Raw genomic sequence first — 14,124 nt, forward strand, 5'->3', positions numbered from 1 at the left:
TCTCCGTAGACTATCAATCCTGGCGCGCGCATTCATGCGTTCTCGTTACCCCGCTGGGTGAACGAATAGCGGTCAATATCCGTCCTCAACTGCCAGCCCTGGCCTTGCCAATAGCGGGCGGCGCTGTCGTTGGTCTTGAATACGTCAAGATGGCATTTGTGGATGCCCTGCTGCGCAAGACTTGAAAGGCAGTGCGCCACCAGCGCGTTGGCGAGGCCTTGGCGACGGTAGTCGGGCAGCACCAGCAGATGCTGAAGATAGCCGCGACGACCGTCGTGACCACACATGACGCAGGCGCAGAGCGTGCCGTCGACTTCGGCGATGAAGCTCATGCCGGGGTTGCGCGCCAGGTACCTGGCGGTGGACTCGCGAGAATCGGCGTCGCGCATGGAAATGCCGGGGGTGTTCTGCATGAGGTCGAGGACGGCGTCGTAATCGGCCAGGGCCATGACACGGATATTGGGCATTGGATTGGGCCTGGGGTTGTTGGCTGACCGGGTTTGATACGCCTGCATTGAGCTTATCAAGTAGTCTATGTTCTTCGCACCCAATCAACCTTTTTAGCATTCAGGAATCGCAATGCCCACCCTCAGCTTTCGCAACGCCATCCCAACAGACGCCGCTCGCTGTTACCACATCGAAATCTCGGCCTACGAAGGTGATGAAGCTGCTACCCAGGAGAAGATTGCCACGCGGATTGCTCTGTACCCGGAAGGCTTTCTGATCCTGGAGGTCGATGGGGTTGTGGTGGGCTTTATCAACTGTGGATGCGCCCACGACGTGGTCATGTCGGATGAGTCGTTCAAGGAGTTGGTGGGGCACTCGGCGGATGCGCCGAACGTGGTGATCATGTCGGTGGTGGTTGAGCCAGCTCACCAGGGCCAAGGCTATTCACGCAAACTGATGGAGGCTTTTGTCCAGCGCATGAAGGTGATGGACAAGAAGACGATTCATCTGATGTGTAAAGAGCGCCATGTCGAGTTGTATAAGCGAATGGGTTATCGCTATGTTCAGCCCTCGGCTTCTGACCATGGCGGCATGGTTTGGCATGAGATGGTGATGGATATTAAGCAACCGAGAATAGACCGCGATGAAACAGCAGCTTATTGAAATTGGCGACCGCCACCCTTTTATCAATATTTGAAGGTTCGACGATGCTCATTGTTTTCAGCGGCCTCCCCGGCACCGGGAAAACCTCCATTGCCAGAGACCTTGCCGGCCAGACAAACGCCGTGTACCTGCGCATCGACACCATCGAACAGGCCATCCGTGATGCCGGGGTTCTGGCGCGGGATGTGGGCACCAGCGGTTACCGGGTTGCCCACGGGCTGGCGGCGAGCAATCTTGGCCTGGGTCACCGGGTCGTCGTTGACTGCGTCAATCCGGTCAGCGAAAGCCGGGAGGCGTGGCGTGAGGTCGCCATTCGCGCGGGAGCTGCGTTGGTCAATATTGAGGTGATCTGTTCGGACAGGCAGGAACACCAGCGACGTGTGGAGACACGCACGAGTGATATTCCCGGCCTGACTCCGCCCACCTGGCAGTCGGTGTTGGCTCATGAGTATGAGCCGTGGGATAACGCTGCGCTGACCATCGATACCGCGCTGAAGTCTGCAGCGCAAGCAGTGGCAGCGATCACCGAGGAACTTTTAACCCCGCGGGGCAAGGTTTGATCTGCTGAAAAAGCCCGCAGTCATCAAGCGGTTCGTCCGCGCCTAAAGCGGGCTCTCCATGGCTTTTATCAACGCTGGATCGCGCCCATAAATATCCGGTGCGTAGAGCAGCGCGCCCTGGCTGTCCACTTGTACCGTCCAATAGCCCAACAGCACCGGCACCGGCGTGGTGAGCCGGAATTCGTGGGTCACGCCGGTGGCCAGCAGTTCCTCGGTCCGCGCACGCTCGGCCGGGCTCACCAGCAGGTCGCGCAGCAACAACGGTTGCTCAACCCTCACACACCCCGAACTGAACGCTCGCGGGCCTTTGGTGAACAGCGGCTGGCTGGGGGTATCGTGCAGGTACACCGAGTACGGATTCGCAAAGCGCAAGACGATCCTGCCCAAGGGGTTTCGTGGCCCGGCGTCCTGGCGCAGGAGGATATTACCGGGGCGATCCCAATCGATAGTGCTGGTGTCCAGCGGATGGCCCTCGCTGTCCAGCACCTGCATGTTCTGCTGCCGCAGATAGGCCGGGTCCAGGCGAATAGCAGGCAGTTTGTCTTCGCGCATGATGGTCGGCGGCACGGTCCAGGTCGGGTTCAAGGTGAGCCGGGTGATGCGAGACTTGAGCAACGGTGTCTGGCGTTCGGCGCGGCCTACTTGCAGACGGGTCTGCCACACCGGCACACCGCCCTGATAGACGCTCAGTTGCGCAGCCGCGACGTTAACCAGTACGCCCTCGGGCTCCAAATCCTGGGCCAGCCAGCGAAAGCGTTCGAGGTTGATGCGCAGTTGTTCGCGGCGTACCGCCGGGCTGATGTTCAGTTCCGTGACAGTGCCCGGCCCGATAACGCCATCGGCCTGCAAGGAATGGCTCAACTGGAAGCTTTTCACGGCATTGACCAGGTCTTCGCTGTATTGCTTCCCGGAACCGGTCGGCTGACCTGCCAGATACCCTTCGCTGAACAGCCGCCGCGCCAGTTCGGGAACCCTTGGATCATCCTTGCCTGGGCGCAACAACGGACCGCTGGCGATTGCATCCCACTGCGGCAACGGTTGTTGACGCTGCGCGGCGTAGGCCGTGCGCAGGGTGCGATACAACTCAGCGCTGGGCCGGGCCTGATCAAACGCTTGGGCGATGTCCTGCTGCCCGGCCATGGCCAGGACTTCGATACTTGGGTCCTGCGTCGGCGGCTGTGCATGCCAAAGGGGTTCGAAATGAGCTTGCTGCAAGCGGCCATAATGCAGATCGTGTAAGGCTTGCAGATATTTCCAGCTAATCTCGATATCAGTACACAAGACATTGCTGGTCGCCGTATCCAGGGGCAGACGATAGTGAGCCGGGTCCAGGCCATCATCGGCCAACAGCCGCAACTGCGCCTGCAATGCCGACCGGCGCTCGCTGGCAGTCCACAGGGAAGCATTGCCCTGCTGTTGGTAAAACGCCTGCAACCGCGTCTGGTCGGCGGCATCGATCGGCCCGGCCAAGCCAGGACAAACACTGGACAATTGCCCGAGCGCCAACTGCACCGGGGCGGGCGATTCCACCAGCAGGTTTTCGGCTGTCGCGACCAATGGTGCAACGAGCAGGCAAATGCTCAAGTAATATGCGTGTTTTTTGAACAATGACGTTGCTCCATTCCATGGCGGAGATGTTTTGTAGATGCTGACTTTTTGCTGCCGACTCGCCCTGACTGCCGTCACCCTGGCCGCGCTGTGCAATGCTGCCCTCGCCGACAGCGCCAAGCCTCACACCTTGTATAGCAGCCTGGCGCGCACGGCTCCAGAACTCAATCCCCAAGTGCTTAAAAGCGCCCTGAGCGCGATGCAATGCGCAGTCAACAATGGCATTGAACGTTCCGAACGCCTGGCGGTGATCGACTATTCGCAGCCCTCGACCGCCCGTCGCCTGTGGATCTTCGACCTGCGTAAAAAGACCCTGGTACTGCGCGACCTCGTGGCCCACGGGCAAAAGTCCGGGGAAAATTTCGCCACGGCGTTCTCCAACCGCGAAGGCAGCTATCAGTCCAGCCTGGGGCTGTTCCGCACACAGGAAAGCTATCAGGGCGCCCATGGCTACTCACTGCGCATGGATGGCCTGGAGCCGGGGTTCAATGATCTGGCCCGCGATCGCGCCATTGTGATTCACGCCGCCGACTACGTAAGCCCGCTCTGGAGCAAGCGCGAAGGCCGCATCGGCCGCAGCCAGGGCTGCCCGGCTGTGCGCCCGCAAGTGGCGCGCCAGGTGGTGGATAAACTCAAGGATGGTCAGTTCATGTTTTCCTGGTACCCCGACCAGCGCTGGTTGAAGTCCTCGGCCTACCTCAATTGCAAGCCACGCCAGATAGCCAGTGCCGGTTGAGGTAGTATCCGTCAGGCCAAGCCTGACAAGAGAGAGAACCTCAAATGCTTTTGCACCAGTCAACGTGGATCGAGATTGGCCAATTCCTTGAACGCAGCCGCACTGTCGTGATTCCCATCGGCTCCAACGAGCAGCACGGCCCTACCGGCCTGCTGGGGACCGACTGGATGTGCCCGGAAATCATTGCCCATCACGCCCAGAAAAACGCCGACATACTGATCGGCCCGACGTTCAATATCGGCATGGCCCAGCATCACCTCGGGTTTGCAGGGACCATTTCGCTGCGCCCTTCCACCTTTATCGCCGCCATTGGCGATTGGGTGCACTCATTGGCCGGACATGGCTTTGAGAAAATCCTTTTTCTCAATGGCCACGGCGGCAATATCGCCTCGATTGAGGCAGCGTTCTCCGAGCTTTACGCCGAAGCCAGCTTCGCCCGCCGCCCGGCCGGGTTCGCCCTGAAGCTGGTCAATTGGTGGGACCTGGAAGGCGTCAGCGCACTGGCTCACAAGCAATTCCCCACCGGCCACGGCAGCCACGCCACGCCTTCGGAGATCGCGGTCACGCAATGGGCCTACCCAGAGGCGATCAAGTCGGCGTCCTACTCGCCGCAAATCGCCGGATCAGGACCTATCCGCGAAGCCCTGGACTTCCGTGCACGCTTCCCGGACGGGCGCATGGGCTCAGACCCGGGTTTGGCGACACCGGAAAAAGGCGGTGAATTGGTCGCATTGGCGGCCAAGGGGCTGGCGCAGGCGGTGGATACGTTCAGTCGGGAGCAGAATCCGAGCTGAGGCTTCGATTAACTGGCCGTCACCAAGGCTTTGAGCGAGGCGTCGAACTGTTTCAACGCCGTCAGTTGCACATCACGTTGCTGATCGATTTGCATGGCGATTTCCGGCGCGGCCTTGTCATGCACCCAAACCGAAGGCATTTGCTGCTCGACCGAACCTTCAGCCTTGGCGATGTATTGCAAATTGGCGTCGTAGAACCGGGCAACGAAACGTGCCTGGACCTGACTGTTGTGCGGGGTCAGCAGTTGATTGTAGGTGTCAAGCATCACCACCACATCCGGGTGAGCCTGCACCAATGCATCGAGGTTGTCGTAGGCCGTCACCGACAGGAACGTGCTCTGCAGCGAATTCATCAGCCAGTCGATGGCCAGCTCCGGGTCGGAGCTGTTGACGAAGGCCTGGCGAATTCGTCCATCCAGCGCATCTTTGGCACCGTTCACTGCCATGGCGTGATAGCGTTCAAGATAATGCAGGTTGTCGACGGTATTTTCGCTGTAGAGCACACCTACCGACTGCCCGTGTTGCAGGGAAACCACGCTGCCGGCAATGGGCAATAGATGCCAGGACCGAGCGTCATCGGCAAAGGCCACGTTGGCAGCCAACGCATGACCCAGCATCAGGGCCATCAAAACCAGTTGGGCAAAAATCCTCATCGCGCAGTTCCTTGAGCGGCATCTTCGATGGGGCGATTTTCCGCCTTTCCCGCAAAAACAGAACTAGCAATCCTTGATGGTGACTATTATCTAAACCGATACTGTCGCGCAGGCTGCACACCACACAAAACTTATAAGGATCAATCCATGAAGCCCTACCAGAGAACCTTTGACCGCATCCGCGAAGCAGTGCTGCCGGAGTATCGCGAACGGGTTGCCGACTACCTGATCGAGTATGAAACCGTGCTGCAGGACGCGGCGGCTGATCCTGATAAAACCAGCGCAGCGGCCCAGCAACTTCGCGGCTACTTGCGCGGCCTGAACACAACCCGGGTGCTCGGCATGGCGGACTGGGAAGATCTGGATCGCCGGGTTGGGCAGTTGCTGGAAATCGCTACAGCGCAGGCCGCGGCAGATTGACCCACGCCTGCACTGACGGCCGTCGGCCAGCAACGTTTGTGCGGCGATAACGGAACCCGCGATCTAATTCATGACTGACAGGCGTACTTCCCTAGCCAGCAAACCCTCCCGCCTTCAGGAAAGCCCGTTCCTCGTCGGTAAACGCTCTTCCCATGACGTCATTGCGGTGCGGAAAGCGGCCGAATCGATCGATGATGTCGGCGTGCTCTTTGGCCCATTTGTAGGTATTGGCATCAAGATCCTTGTTCAGGGCCAGGGACAGTAACTGATCCTCCATACACTCCGAATGCTCAAAGGGTAAATAGCAAAACGCCCGTAATGACGGCTCGATCAACCTGTCCATTCCAGCCTCCACCATTCGGCGAGCGTAGGCGCGCGCCAGCGGATCGGTGGCGAACATATGGGCGGTGCCCCGGAACGTGTTGCGCGGGTATTGGTCGAGCAGCAGGAGTAACGCCAAAGCCCCTTGCGGCGTTGCCAGCCAGTGCTCCAGTTCGCCCCTGGCGGCTTGAAAGTGGGCCGCCTGGAATTTGTTGCGAAACGCGTTATCGAACGCCTCATCCTTTTTGAACCAGCGCTTGGGCCCCGCCTGTTTCCAAAAGGCAATGACGGCCTGCGACGCGCTCACTGTCGCCGTTTCGGCAGGGGCCGACAGATTGGATGAAGCCACGGTCATGGCGCGATCCAGGCCCGCCTTCACGCTAGCCTCCAGCCCGCCCGCCTGCATCCCTTCGATGCCGGCCGCGCTGACGCCACGGTAGCCGATCAAGGTGTTGAGCAACGCGTCGAACCCGCGTTGCTCTCCAATCAACTGACTGGCATCGACCACCACGCCGTGCACCGCACGCCCTGCGACAGATGCAGGCAAGCCATATTCAATGGCGCAGTTGTACAACGCGCGGGCCAGCAATGCCGGATAGGAAGGCCCCGTCCCGGCCAGGCCGGTGAGGTAATTGAGGTCCTGCTCGCTGGTTATTTCGTCAGCCTCGCCACAGGTTTCGAAGAGTTGTTGGACGTAAGTCTTGCCGGCCCCGTCGACCTCAGCATTGGCCAGCCAAGGGGTGTACGACTTGCGAATTTCCAGGGCCGCGTTGGGCATTGCCCGTACCACTCTTCGAGCGCCGGTGAGCGCCTCGATATCCCGCAGCGAGACCCCGGCCACCAGGGAGATCAACAACCGTTCGCCCACGTCGATATGCACGCCGCCCAGATCCTGCGGCCGCACCGAAAGGATCACCACGTCATTGCGCAGCACCAGGCGTTGATTGTCGTCGGTAACCTGGACGCCATCGAGCACGCCTTTGGGCTCACTGAGTTGGCCCGTGCGGCTGGACAAGGTCAGCGACTCAGGCCCCACAAAGCCGGTGTCTACCAGGGCCGTGGCGATTGCCCGGCCCAACCAGCCGGTACCACCGATGATGCCTATTGAACCATTCATGATGCCCTCCAGGGGTGCCAGGGTCGTTAAAGGCTATGCGCCCTACCCTAACACCTGGAAACATCATCAGCCCGCGCGCGTGCCTAGAAATCCACCGTCGCTGACAGCTTCACCGTACGCGGCTCGCCCTGAGTCAGGCACAAGGGTTTGAAGGACAGCATTCGCGAATATGATGTTATAAGATAACCACAAACTCCCTACCCGGCCTTGCGATCCTCCCTCATGACTGATGCTGTTTCCCCTGCCCGATTGGGCCAACGCCTGCTGTCCATCGACGCCCTCAGGGGCTTGGTGATCCTGTTCATGCTGCTCGATCACGTGCGCGAAACCTTCCTGCTGCACCGGCAAGTGGCCGACCCGATGAACATCGACACCACCGAACCTGCGCTGTTTATCAGCCGCACCCTCGCCCACCTGTGTGCACCGGTGTTTGTCTTGCTGACGGGGCTTTCGGCCTACCTGTACGGCGCCAGGCATCAGGGGCGTAGCGATGTCTCAGCGTTTTTGTTCAAGCGCGGGCTGTTTCTGGTGGTGCTGGAGTTCACCTTGGTGAACTTCGCCTGGACCTTCCAGTTGCCGCCCAGCGTGATTTACATGCAGGTGATCTGGGCCATCGGCGTCAGCATGATCGGGCTGGCCGGGCTGGTCTGGTTGCCACGGCCACTGCTGTTTGCGGTGGCTGCGGCAATCATTGCCGGGCATAACCTGTTGGACAGTGTGCATTTCGCCCCAGGCTCGGCGATGCATATTCCATGGGCGATTTTGCATGATCGCGGCTGGATCGAATTCACCGACGGCCTGCGCTTGCGCACCTCGTATCCGGTGTTGCCGTGGATTGGCGTGATTGCCCTGGGTTATTGCCTCGGTCCGTGGTTTGCCAGATCGATATCCACTGCCGTGCGCCAACGTTATCTACTGCTGGCGGGGGCTGGCGCGCTGATTGGCTTCGTTGCGGTGCGCCTGCTTAACGGGTATGGCGAGGCTCAATGGCTGACCTATGACAGTGATGTGCAAACCTTGATGAGCTTTTTCAACATCACCAAGTACCCGCCTTCGCTGCTGTTTCTCGCCTTGACCCTGGGTGTTGGGTTGTTATTGCTGCTGGGTTTCGAGCGTGCGCAACAGCGTCCGTGGATTGGCGTACTTGCTGTGTTTGGCGCTGCGCCGATGTTCTTCTACCTGCTGCACTTGTATGTACTGAAAGTGCTGTATCTGATCTGTGTGGGGCTTTTTGGCTTGAACCAGGGCAGTTACTTCGGTTTCGACAGCGTTGACGCGATGTGGCTGACGGCGTTTTTGCTGACGGCGGCGCTGTACCTGCCGGTGCGCTGGTTTGCCGGGCTGAAGGCACGGCGGCGGGATGTTGCCTGGCTCAAATATTTTTAAGCCAGGCAAGCTCGGTCCTACAGATCAGGGGTTACGCCAGCTCGTTACGCAGTTGCCGCGCCGCACTGACCATATGGATCAACGCCGCTTCGGTTTCTGGCCAGCCGCGCGTCTTCAGCCCGCAATCGGGGTTGACCCACAGGCGCTCAGCCGGGATGCGCTTGGCGGCCTTGCGCAACAAATTGGCCATTTCCGAGGCATCCGGCACACGTGGCGAGTGAATGTCGTAGACACCCGGCCCGATGTCGTTCGGGTAAGCGAAGGCTTCGAACGCATCCAGCAGCTCCATGTCCGAGCGCGAGGTTTCGATGGTAATCACGTCGGCATCCATCGCCGCGATGGACTCGATCACATCGTTGAACTCGCTGTAGCACATGTGGGTGTGGATCTGCGTTTCGTCACGCACACCCGAGGCGCACAGGCGGAACACTTCGGTGGCCCAATCCAGGTAGTGCTGCCACTGCGCCTGGCGCAACGGCAAGCCTTCACGGAACGCCGCTTCGTCGATCTGCACGATTTTGATTCCCGCGGCTTCCAGGTCCATCACTTCGTCACGAATGGCCAGGGCCAGTTGCCGAGCCTGCACTTCGCGGCTCACGTCTTCGCGGGGGAAGGACCACATCAGCATGGTCACCGGGCCGGTGAGCATGCCCTTCATCACTTTATCGGTGAGGCCTTGGGCATAGCGAATCCATTCCACGGTCATGGCTTTGGGGCGACTCAGGTCACCAAAAATCACCGCCGGTTTCACGCAGCGCGAACCGTAGCTCTGCACCCAGCCAAAGCGGGTGAATACGTAGCCGTCCAGTTGCTCGGCAAAGTACTCGACCATGTCGTTACGTTCGGCTTCACCGTGTACCAATACGTCCAGGCCCAGGTGCTCCTGGACTTGCACCGCATGGCGAATCTCGCTGTGCATGGCTTCGGTGTATTGGGCTTCGCTCAGCTTGCCTTGCTTGAACGACTGGCGCGCCAGGCGAATCGACGTGGTTTGCGGGAACGAACCGATGGTGGTGGTCGGGAACAACGGCAGGTTCAGGCCGGCACGCTGCTTCTCTATACGGGTGGCAAACAGCGAATGGCGCTGGCTGTCCTTGGCGGTAATCGCGGCAACCCGAGCTTGCACAGCCGGTTTGTGGATACGCGGCGAAGCAGCACGACTGGCCTGCACGGCACGGCTTTGCGCCAAGGCTGCCAGTACCGATGCGGCTTCAGGTTCATTGACAGCCTGGGCCAGGACAGCAACCTCTTCGCACTTCTGTACGGCGAAGGCCAGCCAGCTTTTCAGTTCAGCGTCGAGCTTGTCTTCGCGGCCCAGGTCCACCGGGCTATGGAGCAACGAGCAGGACGGCGCGACCCACAGGCGATCACCCAGGCGCTCGGCAGCGTGCTGCAGGGTTGCCAGGGCGTTTTCCAGGTCGCAACGCCAAACGTTACGGCCGTTGACCAGGCCCAGGGACAACACTTTATAGGCCGGCAGGCGATCCAGGATGGTCGGGTACTGCTCGGGAGCGCGCACCAGGTCAATGTGCAGGCCGTCCACCGGCAGGTTTGCCGCCAGGCCGAGGTTCTCTTCCAGGCCACCAAAGTAGGTAGCAACCAGTTTCTTCAGCGGCTCGCGCTGGATCTGGTTGTAGGCACGCTCAAAGGCGTTTTTCCAGTCCTGTGGCAGGTCGAGCACCAGGATCGGCTCATCGATCTGCACCCACTCAACGCCCTGGGCTGCCAAGCGCTGGAAGATCTGGCCGTACAACGGCAGCAAGCGATCCAACAGGTCGAGCTTGTCAAAGTCGCCGCCCTTGGCCTTGCCCAACCACAGGTACGTCAGCGGACCGATCACCACCGGCTTGACGGTGTGGCCCAATTCGCGGGCTTCTTCGACTTCTTCGAACAACTGATCCCAGCCCAGCTGAAATTGCTGGTCAGCACTGAATTCCGGGACCAGGTAGTGGTAGTTGGTGTCGAACCACTTGGTCATTTCCTGGGCGTGAGCACCGCCACAGCAACTATCGCTGACGCCACGGGCCATGCTGAACAGGGTTTGCAGGGTGGCCTGGCCATCGGCTGGACGGAACCGCTCGGGGATCACACCGAACATCAGCGAGTGGGTCAGCACCTGGTCGTACCAGGCGAAATCACCGGCGGGCAGCAACTCGATACCGGCCTTCTTCTGCAAGTCCCAGTGGGTCTTGCGCAGTTCACGGCCAACGGCGCGCAGGCCAGCTTCGTCAAGCTCGCCCTTCCAAAACGCTTCCTGCGCTTTTTTCAGTTCACGATCGCGTCCAATGCGCGGAAATCCAAGGGAATGGGCAAAAGCCATGACATACAACTCCAATGTGTTTGATGGGAGCTATTGTCGACCTCGCCTAATAGTGAGACAAACTCATTTTATTAAGGATGATCACAAGTTCTACTCATGATAAGCGCTTGCTCGGCAAACCATTGCATAACCTGCGCACATGCGGGGTGGGTTGCCGTTCACGATGCCGACAAGCTCAACCATATCGATGCCAAGCTGGCGACACTGTGGGGGTTGGGCGCTACTGCGCAGTTTCTGCAAGGTGAACAACTGCGGCAAAAACTGGGAACCAGTCACTATCAGGCGGCGATCTGGTGCGGCAATGCTATTCACTTAAGCTCGGTGCTTCAGGTACATCCGCATTTGTGGCGAGGGGGTTTGCCCCCTCGCCACAGGTTTCTTGCTCACCTCAAGATTTTCTTAAGTGAACAGCATTGCGACATCACCGGCCTTGAGCGCATGGGCAATGGCAGTATTCGCGCCAACGGCCACGACGCCAGCATCGTGGCCAAGCAAGTGCGGGTGGGCCTGGACGTCAGCGCAACCGTCCCGATGGAACTCAGCGCCAGTCTCATCTACTTCGCTAGCTAACGATTATTCGTCACATTGCCAGGCCATCTTCGGGCACGAGCCAGCAAAATCCGCTGACTAACCTTTCGATCCGGACCAAGTGCGGGCACAATGCGTGTCCTTTTTTGGCTGGCCCTGCCGGAGGCTCTGAAAATGATCAAGACGCCGTATTACCTCATCGATAAACAGAAGCTTCTGGTCAACATGCAGAAGATCGCCTACGTGCGCGAACAGTCCGGGGCCAAGGCCTTGCTGGCGCTCAAGTGCTTCGCCACCTGGTCGGTGTTCGACCTGATGGAGGAGTACATGGACGGCACCACGTCGTCGTCGCTGTACGAGCTCAAGCTCGGTCGCCAGAAGTTCGAAGGTGAATCTCACGCCTATAGCGTGGCCTGGGCCGACGATGAAATCGAAGAGATGCTGGCTAACTGCGACAAGATCATCTTCAACTCCATCAGCCAGTTGCAACGCTTTGCCGAGCGCTCCGAAGGCAAGACCCGCGGCCTGCGAGTCAACCCGCAAGTGAGCAGCTCCGATTACCTGCTGGCCGATCCGGCGCGCCCGTTCAGCCGCCTCGGCGAGTGGGACCCGGTGAAGATCGAGGGCGTGATCGAGCAGATTTCCGGCTTCATGTTCCACAACAACTGCGAGAACGGCGACTTCAACCTGTTCGACCAGATGCTCAACACCATCGAAGAACGCTTCGGCGCGCTGCTGCACAAGGTCAACTGGGTTAGCCTGGGCGGCGGCATCCACTTCACCGGTGAAGGTTATGCCATCGATGCCTTCTGCCAGCGCCTCAAGTCCTTCTCGCAGAAGTACGACGTGCAGGTCTACCTGGAACCGGGCGAAGCGGCGATCACCAACAGCGCTTCGCTGGAAGTCACCGTGCTCGACACCCTGTACAACGGCAAGCACCTGGCCGTGGTGGACAGCTCTATCGAAGCCCACCTGCTTGACCTGCTGATCTATCGCCTCAACGCCAAGCTGGCGCCGAGCGAAGGCGACCACACCTACATGGTGTGCGGCAAGTCGTGCCTGGCCGGAGACATCTTCGGCGAATATCAATTTGATCGTCCGCTGACCATCGGCGATCGACTGTCGTTCATCGACACGGCAGGCTACACCATGGTCAAGAAAAACTGGTTCAACGGCCTGAAAATGCCGTCCATCGTAGTGAAACAACTCGACGGTACAGTCGAGGTGGTTCGTGAATTTGGTTACGACGACTACCTGTCTAGCCTCTCGTAAGCTGACGGATAAAGGAGAGATAAAAAAATTGAAAAAGAACGTTCTTATCATTGGTGCAGGAGGTGTCGCCAAGGTGGTGGCCCACAAGTGCGCGCAGCACAACGATGAACTCGGTCGTATTGCTATCGCGTCGCGCAACATCTCCAAATGCCAGGCCATCATCGACAGCGTCAAGGCCAAGGGCAGCCTCAAAGTGCCCGCCGACATCCAGGCCTTCGCGCTGAACGCCCTGGACGTCGAAGCGACCAAGGCGCTGATCCGCGAAACCCAATCGCAGATCGTCATCAACGTCGGCTCCGCGTTCCTCAACATGTCGGTGCTGCGTGCCTGCATCGATACCGGCGTGGCCTACCTGGACACTGCCATTCACGAAGAACCGGGCAAGGTCTGCGAGACACCACCGTGGTACGGCAACTACGAGTGGAATCACCTCGAAGAATGTAAAGCGAAGAACATCACCGCGATCCTCGGTGTGGGCTTCGATCCGGGCGTCGTCAACGCTTATGCAGCGCTGGCGCAACAACAGTATTTCGACCGCATTGATTCGATCGACATTCTCGACGTCAATGCCGGCTCCCATGGCAAATATTTCGCCACCAATTTCGATCCGGAAATCAACTTCCGCGAATTCACCGGGCAGGTGTGGAGCTGGCAGAACAGCCAGTGGACCAGCAACACCATGTTCGAAGTCAAGCGTACCGACGACCTGCCCGTGGTCGGCGAACAGAACCTGTACCTGACCGGCCACGATGAAGTGCACTCGCTGTCGAAAAACCTCGACGTGCCCAACGTGCGTTTCTGGATGAGCTTCGGCGAACACTACATCAACGTGTTCACCGTGCTGAAAAACCTCGGCCTGCTCTCCGAGAAACCGGTCACCACCGCCGAAGGCCTGGAAGTGGTACCACTGAAACTGGTCAAGGCCGTACTGCCTGACCCGTCCTCCCTGGCACCGGGCTACACCGGCAAGACCTGCATCGGTGACCTGGTCAAGGGCACCAAGAACGGTCAGCCCCGCGAGCTGTTCATCTACAACGTGGCCTGCCATGAAGAAGCCTTTGCCGAGACCGACAGCCAAGGCATCTCCTATACCGCAGGCGTACCACCTGTGGCTGCCGCGCTGCTGGTTGCGCGTGGCGAGTGGGACGTGAAACACATGGCCAACGTTGAAGAACTGCCAGCTGGGCCGTTCCTCAAGGCGCTGGATATGATGGGGTTGCCGACTCGGATTAAAGACGAGAATGGTGATCGCGCGTGGGATGCTATCGCCTGGTAGCTGCCACATGACAAAGTGCGCCC

The 14,124-nt window shown here is 59.4% G+C and carries 14 protein-coding genes and 1 pseudogene; 9 read left to right on the forward strand and 6 right to left on the reverse strand.

Translation table 11 applies throughout. The features are described from left to right. Positions 1-32: 32 nt before the first annotated feature. The gene (locus AAEZ06_RS21875) at positions 33-467 is read right to left on the reverse strand and encodes a GNAT family N-acetyltransferase (RefSeq protein WP_350616180.1); all 435 of its coding nucleotides are present in this window, start codon (positions 465-467) and stop codon (positions 33-35) included. A gap of 112 nt (positions 468-579) precedes the next feature. On the opposite strand from AAEZ06_RS21875, the gene AAEZ06_RS21880 reads away from it, so the two are divergent. Both AAEZ06_RS21880 and AAEZ06_RS21885 read left to right on the forward strand, forming a co-directional pair. Continuing rightward, positions 580-1,110: a GNAT family N-acetyltransferase gene (locus AAEZ06_RS21880; RefSeq protein ID WP_149412386.1), complete on the forward strand. Its 531-nt coding sequence runs from the start codon at positions 580-582 to the stop codon at positions 1,108-1,110. Positions 1,111-1,154: 44 nt separating this feature from the next. Beyond that, positions 1,155-1,670 (forward strand): P-loop nucleotide/nucleoside kinase family protein, encoded by a 516-nt coding sequence (locus AAEZ06_RS21885; protein WP_149412387.1) that lies wholly within the window; start codon positions 1,155-1,157, stop codon positions 1,668-1,670. A gap of 42 nt (positions 1,671-1,712) precedes the next feature. Here AAEZ06_RS21885 and AAEZ06_RS21890 read toward each other — a convergent pair whose 3' ends face one another. Beyond that, complete coding sequence (locus tag AAEZ06_RS21890; protein ID WP_350616183.1) at positions 1,713-3,278, reverse strand: L,D-transpeptidase family protein; 1,566 nt, start codon at positions 3,276-3,278, stop codon at positions 1,713-1,715. A 37-nt stretch (positions 3,279-3,315) separates the two neighbouring features. On the opposite strand from AAEZ06_RS21890, the gene AAEZ06_RS21895 reads away from it, so the two are divergent. Then, entirely contained in the window at positions 3,316-4,014 is a 699-nt protein-coding gene (locus AAEZ06_RS21895; RefSeq protein WP_350616185.1) for a murein L,D-transpeptidase catalytic domain family protein, read from the forward strand. Positions 4,015-4,058: 44 nt separating this feature from the next. Further along, positions 4,059-4,808 (forward strand): creatininase family protein, encoded by a 750-nt coding sequence (locus tag AAEZ06_RS21900; RefSeq protein ID WP_350616187.1) that lies wholly within the window; start codon positions 4,059-4,061, stop codon positions 4,806-4,808. A gap of 8 nt (positions 4,809-4,816) precedes the next feature. On the opposite strand, the gene AAEZ06_RS21905 is transcribed toward AAEZ06_RS21900, so the two are convergent. Beyond that, on the reverse strand, positions 4,817-5,461 hold the full coding sequence (locus AAEZ06_RS21905) for an ATPase (RefSeq protein WP_350616189.1): 645 nt from the start codon (positions 5,459-5,461) through the stop codon (positions 4,817-4,819). A gap of 147 nt (positions 5,462-5,608) precedes the next feature. On the opposite strand from AAEZ06_RS21905, the gene AAEZ06_RS21910 reads away from it, so the two are divergent. Beyond that, positions 5,609-5,881: a hypothetical protein gene (locus AAEZ06_RS21910; RefSeq protein WP_149412392.1), complete on the forward strand. Its 273-nt coding sequence runs from the start codon at positions 5,609-5,611 to the stop codon at positions 5,879-5,881. Positions 5,882-5,972: 91 nt separating this feature from the next. On the opposite strand, the gene AAEZ06_RS21915 is transcribed toward AAEZ06_RS21910, so the two are convergent. Continuing rightward, the gene (locus tag AAEZ06_RS21915; RefSeq protein ID WP_350616216.1) at positions 5,973-6,557 is read right to left on the reverse strand and encodes a DUF924 family protein; all 585 of its coding nucleotides are present in this window, start codon (positions 6,555-6,557) and stop codon (positions 5,973-5,975) included. Continuing rightward, positions 6,558-7,319, reverse strand: a pseudogene (locus AAEZ06_RS21920) (pyrroline-5-carboxylate reductase family protein); the annotation flags it as partial. 222 nt (positions 7,320-7,541) lie between these two features. Here AAEZ06_RS21920 and AAEZ06_RS21925 point away from each other — a divergent pair. After that, positions 7,542-8,705 (forward strand): acetyltransferase domain-containing protein, encoded by a 1,164-nt coding sequence (locus AAEZ06_RS21925; RefSeq protein ID WP_149412393.1) that lies wholly within the window; start codon positions 7,542-7,544, stop codon positions 8,703-8,705. A 31-nt stretch (positions 8,706-8,736) separates the two neighbouring features. Here the strand turns inward: AAEZ06_RS21925 and metE are convergent, their stop codons facing one another. Then, a complete protein-coding gene (gene metE, locus AAEZ06_RS21930) occupies positions 8,737-11,025 on the reverse strand; it encodes a 5-methyltetrahydropteroyltriglutamate--homocysteine S-methyltransferase (RefSeq protein ID WP_350616191.1) in 2,289 nt (762 codons plus the stop codon). Positions 11,026-11,121: 96 nt separating this feature from the next. Here metE and AAEZ06_RS21935 point away from each other — a divergent pair, with 96 nt between their 5' ends. The 3 genes from AAEZ06_RS21935 (at position 11,122) to AAEZ06_RS21945 (ending at position 14,101) form a co-directional block, all read left to right on the forward strand. Further along, positions 11,122-11,595 (forward strand): FAD-binding oxidoreductase/lyase, encoded by a 474-nt coding sequence (locus tag AAEZ06_RS21935; RefSeq protein ID WP_149412395.1) that lies wholly within the window; start codon positions 11,122-11,124, stop codon positions 11,593-11,595. A gap of 132 nt (positions 11,596-11,727) precedes the next feature. Continuing rightward, complete coding sequence (locus tag AAEZ06_RS21940) at positions 11,728-12,825, forward strand: carboxynorspermidine decarboxylase (RefSeq protein ID WP_149412489.1); 1,098 nt, start codon at positions 11,728-11,730, stop codon at positions 12,823-12,825. A 28-nt stretch (positions 12,826-12,853) separates the two neighbouring features. Next, positions 12,854-14,101, forward strand: coding sequence for a saccharopine dehydrogenase family protein (locus AAEZ06_RS21945; RefSeq protein WP_149412396.1), 1,248 nt, complete (start codon positions 12,854-12,856; stop codon positions 14,099-14,101). The last annotated feature ends 23 nt before the right edge of the window (positions 14,102-14,124 follow it).

It is taken from the genome of Pseudomonas sp. HY7a-MNA-CIBAN-0227 (genome assembly GCF_040310325.1).
GTDB lineage: Bacteria > Pseudomonadota > Gammaproteobacteria > Pseudomonadales > Pseudomonadaceae > Aquipseudomonas.

Coding starts and splice junctions, on each gene's coding strand:
- AAEZ06_RS21875 (WP_350616180.1), bottom strand. CDS start 467: ATGCCCAATATCCGTGTCATGGCCCTGGCCGATTACGACGCCGTCCTC.
- AAEZ06_RS21880 (WP_149412386.1), top strand. CDS start 580: ATGCCCACCCTCAGCTTTCGCAACGCCATCCCAACAGACGCCGCTCGC.
- AAEZ06_RS21885 (WP_149412387.1), top strand. CDS start 1,155: ATGCTCATTGTTTTCAGCGGCCTCCCCGGCACCGGGAAAACCTCCATT.
- AAEZ06_RS21895 (WP_350616185.1), top strand. CDS start 3,316: ATGCTGACTTTTTGCTGCCGACTCGCCCTGACTGCCGTCACCCTGGCC.
- AAEZ06_RS21900 (WP_350616187.1), top strand. CDS start 4,059: ATGCTTTTGCACCAGTCAACGTGGATCGAGATTGGCCAATTCCTTGAA.
- AAEZ06_RS21905 (WP_350616189.1), bottom strand. CDS start 5,461: ATGAGGATTTTTGCCCAACTGGTTTTGATGGCCCTGATGCTGGGTCAT.
- AAEZ06_RS21910 (WP_149412392.1), top strand. CDS start 5,609: ATGAAGCCCTACCAGAGAACCTTTGACCGCATCCGCGAAGCAGTGCTG.
- AAEZ06_RS21915 (WP_350616216.1), bottom strand. CDS start 6,557: ATGACCGTGGCTTCATCCAATCTGTCGGCCCCTGCCGAAACGGCGACA.
- AAEZ06_RS21925 (WP_149412393.1), top strand. CDS start 7,542: ATGACTGATGCTGTTTCCCCTGCCCGATTGGGCCAACGCCTGCTGTCC.
- metE (WP_350616191.1), bottom strand. CDS start 11,025: ATGGCTTTTGCCCATTCCCTTGGATTTCCGCGCATTGGACGCGATCGT.
- AAEZ06_RS21935 (WP_149412395.1), top strand. CDS start 11,122: ATGATAAGCGCTTGCTCGGCAAACCATTGCATAACCTGCGCACATGCG.
- AAEZ06_RS21940 (WP_149412489.1), top strand. CDS start 11,728: ATGATCAAGACGCCGTATTACCTCATCGATAAACAGAAGCTTCTGGTC.